Raw genomic sequence first — 16,904 nt, 5'->3', positions numbered from 1 at the left:
CACCCAGCCAGGAGCTCACCATGCGCCGCATCCCCGCTTCCTTCATCACGCCCTTCGCATTGCTGGCCGTCGCCGCGATCGCCGCGCCGGTACAGGCTGGCAACCTCGACGTGTCCATTCGCGAAGCCCGTAGCGCGAGCGGGCAGTTCCAGGTCGCGCTGGTCGACGCCGCGGGCTACGCCGGCAGCGCCGCGCCGATCGCCGCGCGCCTGCTGGCACCGGCGGGCGATGTGACCCGGGTACGCTTCGATGGCGTTGCCCCCGGCCGGTACGCCTTGATGGTGATCCACGACGAGAACGGCAACGGCACGCTCGATACCAATCTGATGGGCATGCCGGTCGAGGGCTACGGCTTCAGTAACAACCCGCCGGTGCTGCGCAAGCCGACCTTCGACGAAGCCGCATTCGAGATCGGCGCCGACCCGCTGGCGCTCGACGTCACGATCCGCTGATCCGCGTGTGGCCCAGGAGACCGCCATGGATCGTCGCCGCTTCCTCCGCAATCTGCTCTCGGGCGCCACGGTCGCCGCGCTCGGGCCGACGCTGCTGCACGGTGGCGATGCCCTGGCCGGCGACCCGGCCGAGTTTGCTGCCGGTCTGCGCGAGCGGCCGTATCTGGCCGGCTGGCGCCAGGTCTCGGCCGAGGCCTTCGGCCCGACGACGGTGCAGCTCGAAGGCCGTCTGCCGGCGGATTTCGCCGGCACCCTGTACCGCAACGGCCCGGCCTGGTTCGAGCGCGACGGCTTCCGCTACGAACACTGGTTCGACGGCGACGGCATGGTGCATGGGTGGCGCTTCGACGGTGGCACGATGACCCATCGCGGGCGCATGGTGCAGACGCCGAAATTCCAGCGCGAGCGGCGTGCTGGCCGCTTCAACACACCGGCGGCCGGCACCACGATTCCGGCGCCGGCGGCGATCCGCAACAACGATGACGCCAGTACCGCCAACACGTCGGTGGTGATCATCGGCGGCCGCCTGTTCGCGTTGAGCGAGGCGGGATCGGCCTTCGAACTCGACCCGGATCAGCTCGACACGATCGGGCCGATGACCTGGCGTCCGGACCTGCAGGCACTCCCGTTCTCCGCGCATCCGCTGCGCGATCGCGATGGCAGCTGGTGGAACTTCGGGTCGCTGTCGATGATGGGCGGCGCAGGCCTGCTGCTGTGGCACATCGGCGCCGATGCGACGCTGCGCGGCGCGCATGTGCTGGAGACGGACGCACCCGGCTATCTGCACGCCTTCGTGCAGACCGACCAGCACCTGGTCTTTCTGCTGACCCCATTCGACTACACCCCTGGCGGGGCGTTCTTCGAGAGCATGCGCTTCGCGCCGCAGCGCGCGTGCACGGCGTTGGTGGTCGACAAGGCCGCACCCGACCGCATCGCGCGTCGCTTCGAGGTCGATTTCACGATGGCCTACCACTTCGGTGATGCATTCGAGCGCAACGGCGAGATCGTCGTGCGCACGATGCGCCATGCCGATGTCTCGGAGGCCCGGTCCCCGCACCGCGCCGCGATGCTGGGCCACGAGGGTGCGGCCGCGCCGGCGGACCTGGCGGAGCTGCGCCTGGACATGCGCAGCGGCGGTGCACGCTGGGCCAAGACCGGCATCGGCGGCGTCGAGTTTCCGATGCTGGACCCACGCGCGCCGAGCGACCATGGCGCGCGCCTGTACATGCCGACCAATGCCGGTGACGCGAGCGCGCCCTACTTCAACGCCGTGCAGATGGTCGACCTCGCCACCGGCCGGCACGCGCTGCACCGCTACGGCCGCGACATCCTCGCCGAGGAACACGTTTTCGTGCCGCGTCCCGGCAGCAGTCGTCCGGATGACGGCTGGCTGGTCGGCACCCTGTTCGACCACGCGCGCGACCGCAGCGGCATCGCGGTGCTCGACGCGCAGCATGTCGACGATGGCCCGCTCGCGACCGCATGGCTGCCATATGCGTTTCCGCTAGGGTTCCACGGACATTTCGCGCAGGCGGCCGCGTGATCGCGCCACGTCCTGTGCGCTGGTGGCGCATCGGCGCACTGTGCGCGGCCCTGATGCTCTGCCTGTGGGTCGGCTGGCACGATTTTGATCCGTGGATCGCGCGGGACGAAGTCCGTGAGGCGATCCGACTCACGATCCGGCGCAGCGTGCAGATTGCGGTGCAGTTCGTCGCGCCGGGTGCACTGCTTGCGCTGCTGGCGCGCGAGCTGGGCCCGGGGTTGCGCACGAAAGGGCGCAGCACCTGATCGGTCTTGTCGATGCGCTCACGCGGACCATGGGTCAAGCCGTTCCGCAGGAGGGGCGAGCAGCGCAGGATCCAGCCAGACGATTCGCGCATCCATCCGAGGTTCAGATGGATCGCCCTAGCCCAACCCTCCGCAATGCCCCTGCACGCGGCGGAGGGCTTGAAGCAATCAGCCGCGGCTGACCGCCGCGACCGCTTCGGCCACGTAATCCAGATTCTTCAGGCTCAACGCGGCCACGCAGATGCGCCCCGTGCCGACGGCGTAAATCCCGAACTCGTCACGCAGGCGATCCACCTGGGCGCGGCTCAGGCCCGAGTACGAGAACATGCCGGCCTGCTCGCTGATGAAGGCGAATTCGGGGGCGCCATTGGCGACGAGCTTTTCGACCAGGCCTGCGCGCAGGGCATGGATGCGCTCGCGCATCTGGCCCAGTTCGGTTTCCCAGCGTGCGCGCAGTTCGGTGCTGCCGAGCACACCCGCGACCAGGGCGGCGCCATGGGTTGACGGGCTGGAATAGTTCGCGCGGATGATGCGCTTGATCTGCGACTGCACGCGCTTGCTCTCGTCGGCATCGGCCGAGACCACGGTCAGTGCGCCGACGCGCTCGCCGTAGAGCGAGAACGACTTGGAATACGAGCTGGCGACGACGAAGGTCGCGATGCCCGACTCGGCCAGCAGGCGCACCGCCGCGGCGTCTTCGTCGATGCCCCGGTCGAAGCCCTGGTAGGCCATGTCGATGAAGGGGAACAACTCGCGCTCGCGCAGCACCTCGATGACCTGACGCCACTGGTCGACGGTGAGATCGGCGCCGGTCGGGTTGTGGCAGCAGGCGTGCAGCAGCACCACGGTGCCGGCCTCGAGCGTGCGCAGGTCGGCGAGCATGCCGGCGAAATCGACGCCGTGCGTGGCGGCGTCGAAGTAGGTGTAGTCGACGACCTCGAAGCCGACGGCGCCGAACACCGCGCGGTGGTTCTCCCAGCTGGGATTGCTGATCGCGATGGTCGCGTGCGGCAGCACCTTCTTCAGCAGGTCGGCGCCGGTGCGCAGTGCGCCACTGCCGCCGACGGTCTGCGTGGTCGCGACGCGTCCGGCCGCCAGCAGCGGCGACTCCACGCCGAACAGCAGTTCGCGGGTGGTCCTGGTGTAGTCGGGCATGCCGTCGATCGGCAGGTAGCCGCGCGGCTTGGCCTCGGCGGCGAGACGCTGTTCGACTTCGCGCACCGCGTCGAGCACGGGAATGCGGCCGGCCTCGTCGTAGTAGATGCCGACGCCCAGATTGACCTTGGTGGCACGCGGATCGGCGTTGTAGGCCTCGGTCAGGCCGAGGATGGGGTCACCGGGGACGAGTTCGACGTTCGCGAAAAAGGAGGACACGTAAGACTGCCTGCACGACGGAGGGAGGGTCCGGTCGCGCGTGTCGCCTGCGACCAAACCCGTCCAGAATACCGGCCCATGCCCACCCGCGCGATCCTGGTCGTGGGACAGCCATCGCCTTTGGCGCGACAATGCCGGTCCCCGACGCCAAGGACCGCCCGCACATGCCCAGCATTTCCCTGACCCGCCATCTGATCGAGGAACAGCGCTCGGGCCATGTGACCCCGGATCTGCGCCTGCTGCTGGAAGTGGTGGCGCGCGCCTGCAAGCGCATCTCGGTGGCCGTGGGCAAGGGCGCACTGGGTGATGTGCTGGGCGAGGCCGCAGCGGCCGGCGGCGGTGACAGCATCAATGTGCAGGGCGAGGCGCAGAAGAAGCTCGACGTGATCAGCAACGAGATCCTGCTCGAGGCCAACGCCTGGGGCGGCCATCTGGCCGCATGCGCGTCGGAGGAAATGGAGCATTGCCAGCAGATCCCCGACGCCTTCCCGCGCGGCAACTACCTGCTGGTCTTCGACCCCCTCGACGGCAGCTCCAACATCGACATCAACGCCAGCGTCGGCACGATCTTCTCGGTGCTGCGCTGCCCGGAAGGCGTCAGCGCGGCGCAGGACCAGGATTTCCTGCAGGCCGGCCACACCCAGGTCGCCGCCGGCTACTGCCTGTACGGCCCGAGCACCATGCTGGTGCTGACCATCGGCCACGGCACCCACGCGTTCACGCTGGACCGCGAGCAGGGCTCGTTCGTGCTGACGACGGGCCACATGCGCATTCCGGCGCAGACCCGCGAGTTCGCGATCAACATGTCGAACCAACGACACTGGGAAGCGCCGACGCAGGCGTACGTGGGCGATCTGCTCGCCGGCCGGGACGGCCCCCGCGGCCAGGACTTCAACATGCGCTGGGTGGCGGCGATGGTCGGCGACGTGCACCGCATCCTGACCCGTGGCGGCATCTTCATCTATCCCTGGGACCGCAAGGACCCGGCCAAGCCCGGCAAGCTGCGGCTGATGTACGAAGCGAATCCCATGGCGATGCTGGTCGAGCAGGCCGGCGGCGCCGCGACCAACGGCCGCGAGCGCATCCTCGACATCGCCCCGACGTCCCTGCACCAGCGCGTGCCGGTGTTCCTGGGCTCGAAGGACGAAGTGGAGATCGCGACCCGCTATCACTTGCAGCACGACAGCAAGGCGGCATGAGCACGCCCGCCGATTTCATCGAAGTCACGCCGGGCGCGCTGTCGGCCGAGGCCTGCGCGGCGATCGTCGCGCGTCTGCGGGCCAGCCCCGACCTGCATGCCGGCGAGATCGGCGGCGGCGTCTATCCCGAACTCAAGCGCAGCCGCGACCTGTCGATCAACGATCGCCCCGACTGGGCCGACGTGGTGCAACAGCTCAATGTCGCGGTCTACGCCGGCCTGATGGCCTACCTGCGCAAGTATCCGCAGACCCTGATCGCCCCGCTGATGCTGCAGCAGCCTGGCAGCGATGGCGCACTGCGCCGACTGGAAGCCGACGACTTCCCGTCGATGGATGACCAGCGGCTCGGCGGCCTGCTGCAGACCTGCCTGCGCCCGGGCGCGATCAACCTGCAGTGGTACGCGGCCGGCGAAGGCGGCTACCCGTACTGGCACTGCGAGCTGTACCCGCGCGACGCCAGCGGCGAAACCCTGCACCGGCATCTGCTGTGGACGATCTATCTCAACGACGGCTTCGACGCCGGCGAGACCGAGTTCCTGTTCCAGCAACGCAAGATCACCCCGCGCACCGGCGATCTGCTGATCGCGCCGACCGCGTTCACCCACACGCATCGCGGCAACCGGCCGCAGAACGGTGACAAGTGCATTGCGACCAGCTGGATCCTGTTCCAGCGGGCGGAGACCTTGTACGGGGGCGGCTGATCCGAGCACCTCTCCCTCCGGGAGAGAGCCTGCCCCGGACTTGATCCGGGGTCGATGCGCGCAGCGCATCGGGTGAGGGATGCTTTAGCTAGGCTTCGGCCTCGGCTTTTGCTTCCGCTTTTGCTTCTGCTTCCGCTTTTGCTTTCGGCTCTTGATCTGAAATCGAGCCGTAAAGCGAGCCGAGCACCGGAGCCTGGCGTGGCCGAAGAGCAGCCCATGTCTGAGCGCAGCGAGTTTGGGCTGCGTGCCGCGTCAGGCGAGGAGCGGAGGGCACCGATGCGGCTCTATCGCATCGGCTCGCGTCCGGCGAAGGGACCTTTTGGTTCCTTTTGGGTCCTTCCAAAAGGGACTCGCACGCGCAAGCGGGCGAAAGCCCTGCACTTGCTCAAGCTTCTTCGCTTGTCGCTTTGCGACCTTGATGTTCGAAGCAAAAGATCAATCGCAAGGCGAAGATCAAAGACAGGGCTTCCGCGCTGTCGCGCGGCTTACTTTTGTCTTGGCAAAAGTAAGCAAAACCGTCTTCGCCGGACGCGATCCGACACGGCTGCGCCGCGCCGGTCCCCTGCGCTTCTCGGTCGACGGGGCACGCAGCCCAAACTCGCTGCGCTCAGACATGGGCTGCTCTTCGACCCCGTCGCCCTGCGATGCTCGGCTCGCTTTACGGCTCGATTGAGATCAAGAACCAGAGCCAGAGCCGAGCAAAAGCAAAAACAGAAGCCAAGGCAAAAGCAGAAACGCGTCTTGTCCGTGCGCGCCCAAAACAGCGCACACGTATTGCGATCTGAAGTTGCTCGCCTCAGCTGAGCCCGATCGCCTCAGCAGTCGACCCCGGAAACAACACCATCACCCCCGCGGGTGATTCAACACCAGCCAGTACAGCCCGATCTGCTTCACCACCTCGACAAACTGCTTGAAGTCCACCGGCTTGCGGATATAGCTGTTGACGCCCAGCGCGTAGCTGGCCTCGACGTCGAAGGGCTCAGTGCTGGTGGTCAGCACGACGACCGGCAAACCGCGGGTCGCGGGATTCGCGCGCAGGGCCTGCAGAACTTCGCGGCCGTCGAGCTTGGGCAGGTTGAGATCGAGCAGCACGATCGACGGCAGGTCGGCCGCATCGCGCGCCGCGTACGTGCCTTGGGCGAACAGGTAGTCGAGCGCCTCGGCGCCGTCACCGACCACCACCAGCTGGCTGTCGATGGCCGCTTCGGCGAAGGCGATGCGGGTCAGTTCGGCGTCGTCGGGGTTGTCTTCGATCAGCAGGATCGTGTGGTCGCTCATGGCGCGGCTGCGTCCTCGTCCGGCACCGCCGGCAGTTCGATGAAAAAGGTGGTGCCGGCGTCCGGTTCCGATTCCACGCGGATGTGTCCGCCCTGCGCACGCGCCAGTTGCTGGGCGATGGCCAGGCCGAGACCATGTCCGGCGCCGTCGTCGGCACTGTGCAGGCGCCTGAACGGGACGAACAGTCGTTCAGCATAACGCATGTCGAAACCGCGCCCGGCGTCGCGCAGGCGTAGCTGCAGGCGGTTCCCGACGCGCTCACCCTCCAGGGTGATGCACACCGCGTCCCGCTGGGCGGAGAACTTCCAGGCGTTGTGCATCAACTTGCCGAGCATCTGCTTGAGCGCGTGTTCGTCGCCCCAGGCCCAAAGGTCCGGGGCGATGTCGATCTCGGCAGTGCGTCCGGGTTCGGCATCCTGGAGTTCGGCGCAGATCCAGTCGCCGAGCAGGCTGATGTCGACCGCCGTCGCCCCGCGCGGCGGACGGGAGGCCCGCATGGTCTCGAGCAGGGCGTCGATAAGTCCGCCGGCGTGTCCGGATGCCTGCTGGATCCGCTGGAGGTGGTCGCGCGTGGTCTGCGGATCGCCGGCGCCGTCCTGCGCGAGCAGACGGCGCGCGAACTGTTCGATCGCGCGCACCGGCGCACGCAGTTCGTGCGAAATGCCGAAGGCCAGGGTTTCCTGCTGGGCTTCGAGCGCCTTCAACGCGCTGTCGTCGTGCAGCTGCAGCAACGCGGTGCCGTCGGCCAGCGGTTGCAGGCTCAGGCGCAGGTGACGACCGGCGCGGTCGTCGGCGACCACGACATCGCGGAGGGCGGCATCGGCGTCTGGAAACCGGGCAAGTGCGTCGTCGATGCGCGCGGCGAGCGCCGGGAGATGCGTGTGGTGGGCGGCGCGGCCGGTCAATGCATCCGGGTCCACCGCGCACAAGGCGCCGAGTGCGGTGTTCGCCCGCAGCCATTGCCCATCGGCCGCCAGCACGGCGAGGCCAGTGGGCAGTTGGTCGATCAGGTCCACGGAAATGCCGGCTTCGGCGGCATTCCGCAGTAGGGCGGTCTCGGACATTGCGACGGCAGGTCTGACGCGGGACCGCGCAGTGTAGAAGACGCGCGCGTTGACGCCAGGTGCAGGCGTCGTGAACGCGACGCTAGGGAACGTCTGAACAACTGCCGTCATCCCCGCAGCTTTCAACGGACGCATGTCCGGTCATCCAGTGACTTCAAGCCTTTGAAAACCAAAGACGCTGGATTCCCGGCCTCGTGGGACGGCCAGAGGCCAAATTGTTCAGACCTTCCCTAGAACAGCTCGCCCTGTGGCGAGGCACGGCGCAGCGGCACGAACCGGTCGGTGCGCAGCGGCGGCAGGCGCGCGAAGCCGTTCGCGCGCTTGGCCCGGGCAAAACGCGCGGCGATCAGGTCGGCGAACGGTCCTTGCCCGCGCATGCGATGGCCGAAGGTGCTGTCGTAGTCGCGGCCACCGTGCAGTTGCTGCAACAGGCTCATGACGTGCGCAGCGCGCTCGGGGTAATGCAGTTCCAGCCATTCCCGCCACACCGCCTTGAGTTCGTTGGGCAAGCGCAGCAGCACATAGCCGGCGCTGCCGGCGCCGGCGTCGCGGGCGGCACCGAGAATCGCTTCCAGCTCATGGTCGGTGATCGCCGGAACGACGGGCGCGACCAGCACGCCAACCGGCACGCCGGCATCGGCCAGCGTCCGCATCGCGCGCAGCCGCGCGTGCGGGGCGGCCGCGCGCGGCTCCATGCGGGCCGAGAGACGGTTGTCGAGCGAGGTGACCGAGAAGTGCACCGTGACCAGGCCCTCGGCCGCCATCGGCGCCAGCAGGTCGAGATCCCGCACCACGTTGGCGCTCTTGGTGACGATGCTGAAGGGGTGCCGGGCCTCGGCCATGACCTCGATCAGCGACCGGGTGAGCCCGTAGCGGCGCTCGATCGGCTGGTAGCCGTCGGTATTGATGCCCAGCGCGATCGGCGAGCAGACATAGCCGGGGCGGGCGAACTCGGCGCGCAGGCGCTCAGCGGCGTTGGTCTTGGCGAACAGGCGGGTTTCGAAGTCCAGGCCTGGTGAGAGATCCAGATAGGCGTGCGAAGGGCGGGCGAAGCAGTAGACGCAGCCATGCTCGCAGCCCCGGTAGGGATTTACCGACTGCGAGAAGCTGATGTCCGGGGAGGTGTTGCGGCTGACGATGCTGCGCGCGCGTTCCTCGGTGACCACGGTGGCCGGCGAGATCGCGTCGTCCTGCTGCAGCTGCAGGGCGTCCCACCCGTCGTCCTCGGCCACGGCCGCCCGCTTCTCGAAGCGTCCGGCGACCCACGAAGCGCTGCCGCGTCCCTTCAGGGCGACCGGAGCAGGAGGCGGTGCGCGCGAACTCATCCCGGCAGTCTGACCCCTGCCGGTCTCAGCCCCTGCGACCGCCCGGGGAATCCGCATGCCCCGCCTGTCCGGCTTCGGACGCTCCCGACGTTGTTCAGGATCAACACGCGGGGGGCATCCAATGGAGAGGGGCATGTTTGACCGTTACATGCCGGCGTTGGCCGGCGCGTCCGCTCGTCCGCGTGGGGCCGCGCCGTGGCCTCGATGACGGCGCCTCGCGTGCAACGCTGCGCGGTGTGGTTCGGAACGCCCGGCGCACGCGACGAAACGGTGTTCGCGGCCAGTGGCTGGCATCTGCGCATCGCCTGTCCAGAAGCCGGCATCCAGGTCGGCATGCGTGGCGGTGATCTGGTGATCGCGGTGATGGATCTTCGCGGCGCGGACGCCGTACGGCTGGCTGCGTTCGAACGCATCCTCGCCGAACACGCCGACCTGCCGAGCCTGGCGCTGGTCGACGATACGCTCGACCCGGGCGATCCCGCCTGCCAGCGCGTACTGGCCCGCTGCGGTGGTCGCCTGCCGCGGCCTCTCGATTCGCAGCGGCTCGATGCCGCGCTCGCCACGCTGCTCGGCCGTCCGCGGCGCGACACCGCCAGCGTCGGCGGCGAGAGCGCGGCGATGCTCGGCGTACGTGCACTGCTGCATCGCTACGCCGATGTCGAACTGCCGGTGCTGATCACCGGTGAGTCCGGCACCGGCAAGGAGCTCGCCGCGCATGCGCTGCATGATCTGTCCAGCCGGCGCACGCGTCCATTTGTGGCGATGAACTGCGGCGCGATCTCGCCGACGCTGGTGCAGTCGGAACTGTTCGGCCACGAGCGTGGCGCGTTCACCGGCGCGGCGGCCCGGCGCATGGGCCTGTTCGAATCGGCCGATGGCGGCACCGTGTTCCTCGACGAGATCGGCGACCTGCCGCTCGATGCGCAGACCAATCTTCTGCGCGTGCTGCAGGAAGGCACGATCGAACGCGTCGGCAGCAATCATGCAATCCGGGTCGATGTGCGCGTGCTCGCCGCGACGCACGTGGATCTGGACGCGGCGATCGCCGCGGGCCGGTTCCGCCAGGATCTGTACTACCGCCTCGACGTGCTGCGCCTGCAGCTGCCGCCGTTGCGCGCACGTGGCGCCGATGTCGAACTGCTCGCCCGCCAGTTCCTTGATGAATTCCGCGCCGGTCACGCGGTGCAGGCGCGCGGCTTCAGCGCCGCGGCGCGGCAGTGCCTGCGCCAGCACGCATGGCCTGGCAATGTGCGCGAGCTGCTCAATCGCGTGCGTCGCGCGGCAGTGGTCGCCGAGCATGCGTTGATCGAACCCGCGGATCTACAGCTCGGACAGTCGAACGCACAGATCGTCGCGCTGGACCATCATCGCGACCGGACCGAACGCGATGCACTGCTGGACGCGTTGCGCGCGACCGGCTGCAACGTCAGTGCGAGCGCGCGCCGGCTCAGCGTGTCGCGCGTGACGATCTACCGGCTGTGCCGCAAGCACGGCGTGTCGCTGGACGCGTTCCGCTGAGGCCGAACTGCGTCTTCCTGTAGGCGCGCGCTTGCGCGCGACGCGCTGTACCGGGAAAGCGCCATCGCGCGCAAGCGCGCTCCTACAGACAGCAGCGCGGCCTGCGCGCCGTCGCGACGATACGCGCTCCGCTACAGTGAGTAGGGCACCTTCACCGTCAGATTGAAATCCGGCGCATCCGGCGTGAGACCGATGCCGAGTACGCCGACGAAGGTCGCATTCGATGTCATCGCATGGGTGACGCCGAGGCTCATCGTCGCCGCGTTCGCATCACTGCCGATCAGCTTCACCCAGTCGCCGCCTTCGTAGCGCGTCCGTGCACGGGCGTTGAGCCGGTCGCTGAAGGAGATGCTCAGGCTGGTGCGCTCATTGAACGCGAATGCGACGCCGGCGCCGAAGTAGAACGCATGACCCAGCTCGACCCGGCCGGGGTTCGTCGTGTCCGGGTTGTTGTCCAGATCACCGAAGTCCTTTGCGAACGACCGCACGTAGCCGACGTTGCCGAACAGGATCGCCGGGTCGGTGGTCTTGACCGCCGACAGTCCGACGGTCGCCTGCCACAGGCCGTTGCCGGTGGGCTGCGCCTCGGGCACGGCGAAGCGGATGAAATTGTCGGAGTCGCGTTCGAGCACACGCCACGGAATGCCGTAGGGCTCGCGGCCCGTCGGTGCGGTAACGCCGACATTGAGCACGGTCTCCGGCCACGGCCCGCGCTCGCCGAAGAGTTTCCAGTTCGCACTTGCGCTGATGTCGCCCAGGCCGTGACCGTCGGTTTCCTCCTGCGCGATCGCAGCCGCCGCGCCGCCGGCGCCGCCCTTCTGATAGACGGTCTTGCGCGCGATGTAAGGCACGTCGAGGTTGAGGCTCAGCCGCGGCGTGACGCCCCAGCGCGCGGCGAAGTTGTAGTTCACCGTGTCCGATTCGACGTTCTCGACCGCGATGTTGCCGAGGAAGATCGCATCCAGCGCAAGAAAGCCGTTGAGCGTGACCTGCTTGCGGTCATAGCGGTTGTAGCTGATGCCGTTCTCGAGCGTGAGCCGGCGGTTGAACAGCGCGGTGCTCTGCTGCTTGACGTCGGCGACGCTGCGCGACTCGGCTTCCTGGGCGCGCTGTGCGTCCTCGGCGGTGCTGGCATAGCCTTCGTCCCCGCGCGACGCCGACGCGGCGGCCGCACTGGCAGGCGGACTCGTCGATGGCGTCGACGACACCGGTGCAGGCGCGACCGTTTGCGCGGCCATCTGCAGCGCGTCACGCGCTGCGATGGCCGGTGCCACGCCGGCGACGCGCGCCTGCAGCGCCTGGATCTGCATGTCCAGTTCGCGCAGCCGGCGCACTTCCTGCGCGTAATCCTGCTTCAGCGACTGCAGCTCCTGCAGCAGCTGCTGCATGCGCGCGCGGTCTTCTGCGGTGATCTGCCCGCTGTCCTGCGCCATGCCGACCACCGGCCACAGCAGCACGATTCCCAGCGCGATGGCCAATGGCCTTCGCACGCGTATCAGTGTCGATTTCAAGGTGCCCCTCCCGCATCGACGCGTGTGTGTGCCTGCCTCAGATACCGCCGGCACGTGTCATGCCGATGGCCTGGGTCAGGTTCTGGTGGATGGTCTGGCTGGACGGCACCGACTGGCGCACGAGATCCAGCTGCAACTGGTTGCCGACCGCCTGGCCGTTGCCGGCGAGCTGGATGCTCTGGCCGATCGAACGTGCATCGATCCATTGCTCGGCGGTGCCCTGGCCGGACACCTGCAGCAGGATCCGTGCGCCGCTGTCCTCGAGCGACGCTCGCGCGTGTGCGCCGTTGAGCGTCATGTCGGCGACCGTCGTGCTGCCGGTGTGCGCGGCCGCGACGGGAACGTCGCCATCGCGCACCTGCAGCGACATGCCGTTGCGCGCGATGTTGCCGTCGCCGGCGACCTGCACGCTCTGCACCAGTCCGCCGACGTTGGCGAGTCCGGACGCGTCGACGTCGCCGGTGCCCGCAGCGACGGCCAGCGCCGGTGTCTGTTCGGTGATCGTGACGCTGGGCTGGAAGCTGACCTCCGGCTTCGCACCGCGCAGATCGAAGCCCAGCTTCACCGCACCCTGTATCGATTGCCCGGCGCTGGTGACCCAGTTCGACACCATGGTCACGCCGAACCAGGCGACGCGGTTGTCGCCGACGATGTAGCGGCCGCGCATCGCGCCGAGTTCGCTGTCGGGAATCTCGCGCAGGACGCTGGCGCGCGGGGAAGTCGTCTGGTCGCTGGACCACGCCGGCGCGACGCTCGCGCCCAGGGCGATGGCCACCAGCCATGTCGTGTAATTGCGCATCTCATGTCTCCTGTCAGAACAGGTCCGCATGGCTGAAGCCGAAATCCAAAAGCTCGGCATCGGTCACCGGTCCCTGACGCGCGAACAGCCGCTTCGCGCTCGGGCGCTCGACCGGCTGCAACAGCGCGCTCGAACGGTCGAAGTCACTGCCTATGACGATGAAAATGGCCCGCGACGGCCATGATTCGAGAAACTCGGCCATCGGCACACTGCGGTTGCCGAGGATCGGATCAGCGACTTCGGCGTAATCACCGCTGACCTGCTTGAGCACGACGAAGTGTCGGAAACCACGCACATCCATCAGCACCAAACCGGGTACGCGCAACGCGCGCAGGCGGTCCTCCTCGATGCGGTAGCCACGGCCGCGCATGCCCAGCGATTCCACGTAGCGCTTGATGTCCAGCAGCGAGAAACCACGTGCCTGCACGATGTCCGGATCGGCCAGGCCCATCATCCCTTCGATGACGGTCGCCTCGTCGACATCGAGCCGGTAGGCGTACTTGAGCACCGTGGCCAGTGACGCCGCGCCGCAGCTGTAATCGGTGTGCTGGCGGACGATGTTGCGGAAGCGCGCTTCGCGCATGCTTTCCACCTTGACCGGCATCACCGCGCCGTTGGGCAGGATGCCGTGGAAGGCCACCTCGGCCGCGCGGACGGGCCCAACCAGAACGAGTACCGCCAATGCGATGGCCGCCATGCTGCGGATCATGGATTCGACTCCTGACACGCGCCGTGCGCGCCGGGTGGCTTCCATTGCCAGAACTGGATGCCAGCCTCCGGCAATGGAAACCACGCGTTTGGAAAGGAAGACCCCGCGCCACGGGGCATGTGGCGCGGGGCTCCCGGGAGACGCCGGCCTGGGGGCAGACCGGACGTCACACCTCGTGGGCGCTTACTCGCCGCCACCGCCCGGGGGCGGGGCTGCTGCGCCCGGTTGCGCGACCGCCATCGCCAGGCTATTGGCCTGCAGATTGCCGGTACCCGCCGCCACGTTCACGCCGATGTTGCCCGACGCCGCACTGAAGGCGCTGCCCGACAGGCTGGCATCGTTGGTGGCCGCGACCGCGACCCACCGCGAGGTGGTGACCGTGCCGCTGAGCGCAGCGTCGAGCTCGGTGTAGCCCAGCTCGATGAAGGCCAGCTCGCCCGATTCCGAACCCTCGTAGGTGCCTTGCGAGTCGGTATCGAACGCGAGACCACCGATCGGGCCGTGCTCGTCGGAGCCGCGGTACGGGTTGTTCACCGCGCCCTGCGAGGCGCCATCGAAGTCCGCGTGTCCGATCACCGGACCGGCCGGGTGCTGCTCGCCCTGCCACATGTCGGCGTAGAAGTTCGACTGCTGGTAGGCGTTGCCCCGCGAGTCTGACGTGCCGCTGGTGCTGCCCTCGTAACCGCCATAACCCACCGCGATCGAGTTACCGCGCATCGTGCCGCTGAGCGACACGTTGACGGTATCGGTGAAGCGCTCGTAGCTGCCGGCGTTGGACGTCACATTGCCGCTGGACGCCTGGTTGGAGCTGACGCTGGCCTGCGCGTAGGCGGCGGTGGCGACCGAGGCGGCCATCGCGTTCTTCTGCGCGTTGTTGTTGCCCGAAGCGACGTTGACGCCGATGTTGCCGGTCGCCGCCGAGAACGCATTGCCGCCGATGCTCGCATCGTTGGTCACGCCCTGGTTCATCGTCATGTTCTGCGAACCGGTCTGGTTCACGAACACTTCGGCATCGGCGAGGCCGAACGCGAAGCCCGCGTCCGCGGCCGACAGTGCTGCAGCGTTGTCCTGCACGTTGTTGTCGCCCGCGGCGACGTTGAACAGCAGGTTGCCCGAGGCTTCCGAGCCCACGTCATCGGCGATGCTGGCGGTGTTCTCGAGCACCTTGTTCAGGCCGGTGTTGCCGCTCACCGACTGGCGGTTGTCGATCACGGCGATCGCGGCCGAGTCCAGATCGATGCTGCCGGTGATCGTCGGATCGCCGCTGAAGGCGATGTCCGAACTCAGCGACAGATCCTTCTCGAGGTTCACCGACACGCCGTGCTCGTTGCGTTCGCGACGGATGTCGGAACTCACGTTCTCGGTGCGGTCGATGTTCTCGTACACCTGGTTGGTGCGGATGCGATGGGCCTCGTCGAGGCTCTGGTCGATGGTCACCGCGCGGTCGAAGGAGTCGCTGGAATCCACCGTATGGGTTTCGGTCAGGCTGCGCTCGGTGGTTTCGGTCACGCTCTGGTCGAGGCTCTGGCGCAGGTACAGATCCGCTTCGGCCGTCAGCAGGAGGTTGGCCGAGGCGTTCAACTCGAGGTTGACGTCGGTATTGGTGTTGGTGACGTTGGTTTCATAGTTGCGCGTGTCGTCGATGGTGATGTCGTAATCGACGATCTGCCAGTCAACGCTTTGGGCGTGTGCTGCGCCGACACCGGCTGCGCTGACGGCAATCGCCAGCAGGGTGGTCTTGATGGTCTTCATGTCTGTGCTCTCTCTCTCGTCTGCTCGTGGAGTTCCCGTTGAAGTGCCCGGTCACGGCCCCGCCTGGATCGACATCGCCAGCGTATTGCCGGTGTCGTTCCCGGATCCCGCGACCTGGTTGAGCTGCAACACACCTTCGAAGCCCTGCAGTGCAGTGGACTCGACGGACGCCACGCGACGATCGGATGTCGCGCCCCCGTGTTCGAAACCGTGCTGTTGCCCCGCCGACGCGAACGCCGCCGACAACGAACCGTCGTCGTCGGCTTCGCGTATGCCCTGTTGCGCCAGTGCGAGCGACACCGCGTTGAACGACGCGTTGCCGGCCCCACTGGCCTGATTGATCGATGCGATGCCGGATGCACCCGCGAGTGCATTGCCGGCGATGACGGCCGTGGCCGTCTCGGGTGTCGTGGCGAAGTCGCGACGGCGCGACTGGCGTGCGTCGGTGTTGGCGATCGCATGCGTGCCGATCACGATCGCGCGCAGGTTCGCCTGCTGGTTGAGATCGCCCGCGGCGAGATTGATCGCGATCGCGCCGGACGCGCCGACGAATGCATTGCCGTCCACACGCGACTGCGTGAGATAGCCGAGCATCGCCGGGTAGTCGTCGGCAGCGAGCGCGGGCACCGCGGCGAGCACGCCCAGCGCCAGGCAGGCGGCGACGCGGATCACGGCCCGCCTCCATTCCCCGGCTGGGCGAAGGGCATCTGCGACAGCGCACCGGTGATCTGGCTGCCGATGCTGCGGGTCGCGCCAGTGACCATGCCCGAGACGCCGCCCGTCGCCGCACCCAGCGTGCCGGCGCCCTGCACGCCGCTGGCGTCGCGCGCGGTCGCGCCACCGCCGAGTGTGCCGGTCAGGACCTGCGTGACCGGCGCGGCGATGCCGCCGTTGCCGCGCATCGCGCCCTGCACCTGGTGGCCGGTGTCGAGCGCGAGGAAGTCCGCGTCGCTGAGTTCGCCGCCGGGCAGCGACGGCATCAGTTGCCGGTTCGGTGTCGGATCGACGATCAGGCCGATGCCCGGGGGCGCCTGGCGCACCGCATGACGGGCACTGACGTCGCGCAGCAGCACCATCTCGCCGGGCGTGGGATGCACGCCGGTGCGCGCGCCGGCAGCCTGGGCAGCACCTGCGGCCAGGGTCAGGCACGGCAGCAGCAGGATCAGGCCCGTCTGGATTGGTTGGCGCATTGTCGGCTCCCCGGTTCTTCAGCGAGGGAGTCAACGCAGGGCGCGTGCCAAGTCCTTTTATCCTTAAAGATCAGTTATTTGGACGTTCTCCGAGCGAGTGCTGTCACGCACATCGTCGCGTCCTGTTACACGCGCATTCGCCGTGGATGGCCTGCAAGCGCGCCGTGGCGCGGCTGGACCTGTGTTGCGTGGATGCAACACCCGTTTGTCACAGGTCACAGTGCATCGGCACTGCGCTTTTTCG

The 16,904-nt window shown here is 67.9% G+C and carries 17 protein-coding genes; 7 read left to right on the top strand and 10 right to left on the bottom strand.

The window, feature by feature from the left end; translation table 11 throughout:
- Positions 1 to 20 precede the first annotated feature (20 nt).
- The 3 genes from J2X52_RS01055 to J2X52_RS01045 are packed head-to-tail and all read left to right on the top strand — an operon-like array spanning position 21 to position 2,240.
- Positions 21 to 452, top strand: a complete 432-nt coding sequence (locus J2X52_RS01055; protein ID WP_310147548.1) for a DUF2141 domain-containing protein — start codon at positions 21 to 23, stop codon at positions 450 to 452.
- Between the two features lie 25 nt (positions 453 to 477).
- On the top strand, positions 478 to 1,995 hold the full coding sequence (locus J2X52_RS01050; protein WP_310147546.1) for a carotenoid oxygenase family protein: 1,518 nt from the start codon (positions 478 to 480) through the stop codon (positions 1,993 to 1,995).
- Positions 1,992 to 2,240 (top strand): hypothetical protein, encoded by a 249-nt coding sequence (locus J2X52_RS01045; protein ID WP_310147544.1) that lies wholly within the window; start codon positions 1,992 to 1,994, stop codon positions 2,238 to 2,240. The genes J2X52_RS01050 and J2X52_RS01045 overlap by 4 nt, the downstream gene beginning before the upstream one ends.
- A gap of 168 nt (positions 2,241 to 2,408) precedes the next feature.
- Here J2X52_RS01045 and J2X52_RS01040 read toward each other — a convergent pair whose 3' ends face one another.
- Positions 2,409 to 3,614 (bottom strand): amino acid aminotransferase, encoded by a 1,206-nt coding sequence (locus tag J2X52_RS01040; RefSeq protein WP_310147542.1) that lies wholly within the window; start codon positions 3,612 to 3,614, stop codon positions 2,409 to 2,411.
- A gap of 164 nt (positions 3,615 to 3,778) precedes the next feature.
- Here J2X52_RS01040 and J2X52_RS01035 point away from each other — a divergent pair, with 164 nt between their 5' ends.
- From J2X52_RS01035 to J2X52_RS01025, 3 genes are all read left to right on the top strand, one after another.
- Positions 3,779 to 4,813, top strand: coding sequence for a class 1 fructose-bisphosphatase (locus tag J2X52_RS01035; RefSeq protein ID WP_310147541.1), 1,035 nt, complete (start codon positions 3,779 to 3,781; stop codon positions 4,811 to 4,813).
- Positions 4,810 to 5,514, top strand: coding sequence for a 2OG-Fe(II) oxygenase (locus J2X52_RS01030; protein ID WP_310147539.1), 705 nt, complete (start codon positions 4,810 to 4,812; stop codon positions 5,512 to 5,514). The genes J2X52_RS01035 and J2X52_RS01030 overlap by 4 nt, the downstream gene beginning before the upstream one ends.
- Positions 5,515 to 6,158: 644 nt before the next feature.
- A complete protein-coding gene (locus J2X52_RS01025) occupies positions 6,159 to 6,299 on the top strand; it encodes a hypothetical protein (protein WP_310147537.1) in 141 nt (46 codons plus the stop codon).
- 58 nt (positions 6,300 to 6,357) lie between these two features.
- On the opposite strand, the gene J2X52_RS01020 is transcribed toward J2X52_RS01025, so the two are convergent.
- From J2X52_RS01020 to J2X52_RS01010, 3 genes are all read right to left on the bottom strand, one after another.
- Positions 6,358 to 6,792 (bottom strand): response regulator, encoded by a 435-nt coding sequence (locus J2X52_RS01020; RefSeq protein ID WP_310147535.1) that lies wholly within the window; start codon positions 6,790 to 6,792, stop codon positions 6,358 to 6,360.
- Complete coding sequence (locus J2X52_RS01015) at positions 6,789 to 7,856, bottom strand: ATP-binding protein (RefSeq protein ID WP_310147534.1); 1,068 nt, start codon at positions 7,854 to 7,856, stop codon at positions 6,789 to 6,791. Before J2X52_RS01015 ends, J2X52_RS01020 begins: the two co-directional genes overlap by 4 nt.
- Positions 7,857 to 8,086: 230 nt before the next feature.
- A complete protein-coding gene (locus J2X52_RS01010; protein ID WP_310147532.1) occupies positions 8,087 to 9,181 on the bottom strand; it encodes a PA0069 family radical SAM protein in 1,095 nt (364 codons plus the stop codon).
- A gap of 204 nt (positions 9,182 to 9,385) precedes the next feature.
- Between J2X52_RS01010 and J2X52_RS01005 the strand changes: the two genes are divergently transcribed.
- Positions 9,386 to 10,699 carry a sigma-54 dependent transcriptional regulator gene (locus tag J2X52_RS01005; RefSeq protein ID WP_310147530.1) on the top strand — a complete coding sequence of 438 codons (1,314 nt, stop codon included), beginning with the start codon at positions 9,386 to 9,388 and terminating at the stop codon, positions 10,697 to 10,699.
- A gap of 131 nt (positions 10,700 to 10,830) precedes the next feature.
- On the opposite strand, the gene J2X52_RS01000 is transcribed toward J2X52_RS01005, so the two are convergent.
- The 6 genes from J2X52_RS01000 to J2X52_RS00975 form a co-directional block, all read right to left on the bottom strand.
- A complete protein-coding gene (locus tag J2X52_RS01000) occupies positions 10,831 to 12,132 on the bottom strand; it encodes a hypothetical protein (protein ID WP_310148773.1) in 1,302 nt (433 codons plus the stop codon).
- 115 nt (positions 12,133 to 12,247) lie between these two features.
- On the bottom strand, positions 12,248 to 13,009 hold the full coding sequence (locus J2X52_RS00995; protein WP_310147529.1) for a hypothetical protein: 762 nt from the start codon (positions 13,007 to 13,009) through the stop codon (positions 12,248 to 12,250).
- Positions 13,010 to 13,022: 13 nt separating this feature from the next.
- Positions 13,023 to 13,718: a C39 family peptidase gene (locus J2X52_RS00990; RefSeq protein ID WP_310147528.1), complete on the bottom strand. Its 696-nt coding sequence runs from the start codon at positions 13,716 to 13,718 to the stop codon at positions 13,023 to 13,025.
- A 183-nt stretch (positions 13,719 to 13,901) separates the two neighbouring features.
- On the bottom strand, positions 13,902 to 15,470 hold the full coding sequence (locus J2X52_RS00985) for an adhesin (protein ID WP_310147526.1): 1,569 nt from the start codon (positions 15,468 to 15,470) through the stop codon (positions 13,902 to 13,904).
- A gap of 51 nt (positions 15,471 to 15,521) precedes the next feature.
- Positions 15,522 to 16,139, bottom strand: a complete 618-nt coding sequence (locus J2X52_RS00980; protein ID WP_310148771.1) for a hypothetical protein — start codon at positions 16,137 to 16,139, stop codon at positions 15,522 to 15,524.
- A complete protein-coding gene (locus J2X52_RS00975) occupies positions 16,139 to 16,660 on the bottom strand; it encodes a hypothetical protein (RefSeq protein WP_310147524.1) in 522 nt (173 codons plus the stop codon). The genes J2X52_RS00980 and J2X52_RS00975 overlap by 1 nt, the downstream gene beginning before the upstream one ends.
- Positions 16,661 to 16,904 lie beyond the last annotated feature (244 nt).

It is taken from the genome of Luteimonas sp. 3794 (assembly GCF_031456825.1).
GTDB lineage: Bacteria > Pseudomonadota > Gammaproteobacteria > Xanthomonadales > Xanthomonadaceae > Luteimonas.
This window is presented reverse-complemented; position numbering and strand designations above follow the sequence as displayed.

What these genes read in the sequence shown, in the direction of transcription:
- J2X52_RS01055 (WP_310147548.1), top strand. Translation starts at nt 21, where the DNA reads ATGCGCCGCATCCCCGCTTCCTTCATCACGCCCTTCGCATTGCTGGCC.
- J2X52_RS01050 (WP_310147546.1), top strand. Translation starts at nt 478, where the DNA reads ATGGATCGTCGCCGCTTCCTCCGCAATCTGCTCTCGGGCGCCACGGTC.
- J2X52_RS01035 (WP_310147541.1), top strand. Translation starts at nt 3,779, where the DNA reads ATGCCCAGCATTTCCCTGACCCGCCATCTGATCGAGGAACAGCGCTCG.
- J2X52_RS01030 (WP_310147539.1), top strand. Translation starts at nt 4,810, where the DNA reads ATGAGCACGCCCGCCGATTTCATCGAAGTCACGCCGGGCGCGCTGTCG.
- J2X52_RS01025 (WP_310147537.1), top strand. Translation starts at nt 6,159, where the DNA reads ATGCTCGGCTCGCTTTACGGCTCGATTGAGATCAAGAACCAGAGCCAG.
- J2X52_RS01020 (WP_310147535.1), bottom strand. Translation starts at nt 6,792, where the DNA reads ATGAGCGACCACACGATCCTGCTGATCGAAGACAACCCCGACGACGCC.
- J2X52_RS01015 (WP_310147534.1), bottom strand. Translation starts at nt 7,856, where the DNA reads ATGTCCGAGACCGCCCTACTGCGGAATGCCGCCGAAGCCGGCATTTCC.
- J2X52_RS01010 (WP_310147532.1), bottom strand. Translation starts at nt 9,181, where the DNA reads ATGAGTTCGCGCGCACCGCCTCCTGCTCCGGTCGCCCTGAAGGGACGC.
- J2X52_RS01005 (WP_310147530.1), top strand. Translation starts at nt 9,386, where the DNA reads ATGACGGCGCCTCGCGTGCAACGCTGCGCGGTGTGGTTCGGAACGCCC.
- J2X52_RS01000 (WP_310148773.1), bottom strand. Translation starts at nt 12,132, where the DNA reads ATGGCGCAGGACAGCGGGCAGATCACCGCAGAAGACCGCGCGCGCATG.
- J2X52_RS00995 (WP_310147529.1), bottom strand. Translation starts at nt 13,009, where the DNA reads ATGCGCAATTACACGACATGGCTGGTGGCCATCGCCCTGGGCGCGAGC.
- J2X52_RS00990 (WP_310147528.1), bottom strand. Translation starts at nt 13,718, where the DNA reads ATGATCCGCAGCATGGCGGCCATCGCATTGGCGGTACTCGTTCTGGTT.
- J2X52_RS00985 (WP_310147526.1), bottom strand. Translation starts at nt 15,470, where the DNA reads ATGAAGACCATCAAGACCACCCTGCTGGCGATTGCCGTCAGCGCAGCC.
- J2X52_RS00975 (WP_310147524.1), bottom strand. Translation starts at nt 16,660, where the DNA reads ATGCGCCAACCAATCCAGACGGGCCTGATCCTGCTGCTGCCGTGCCTG.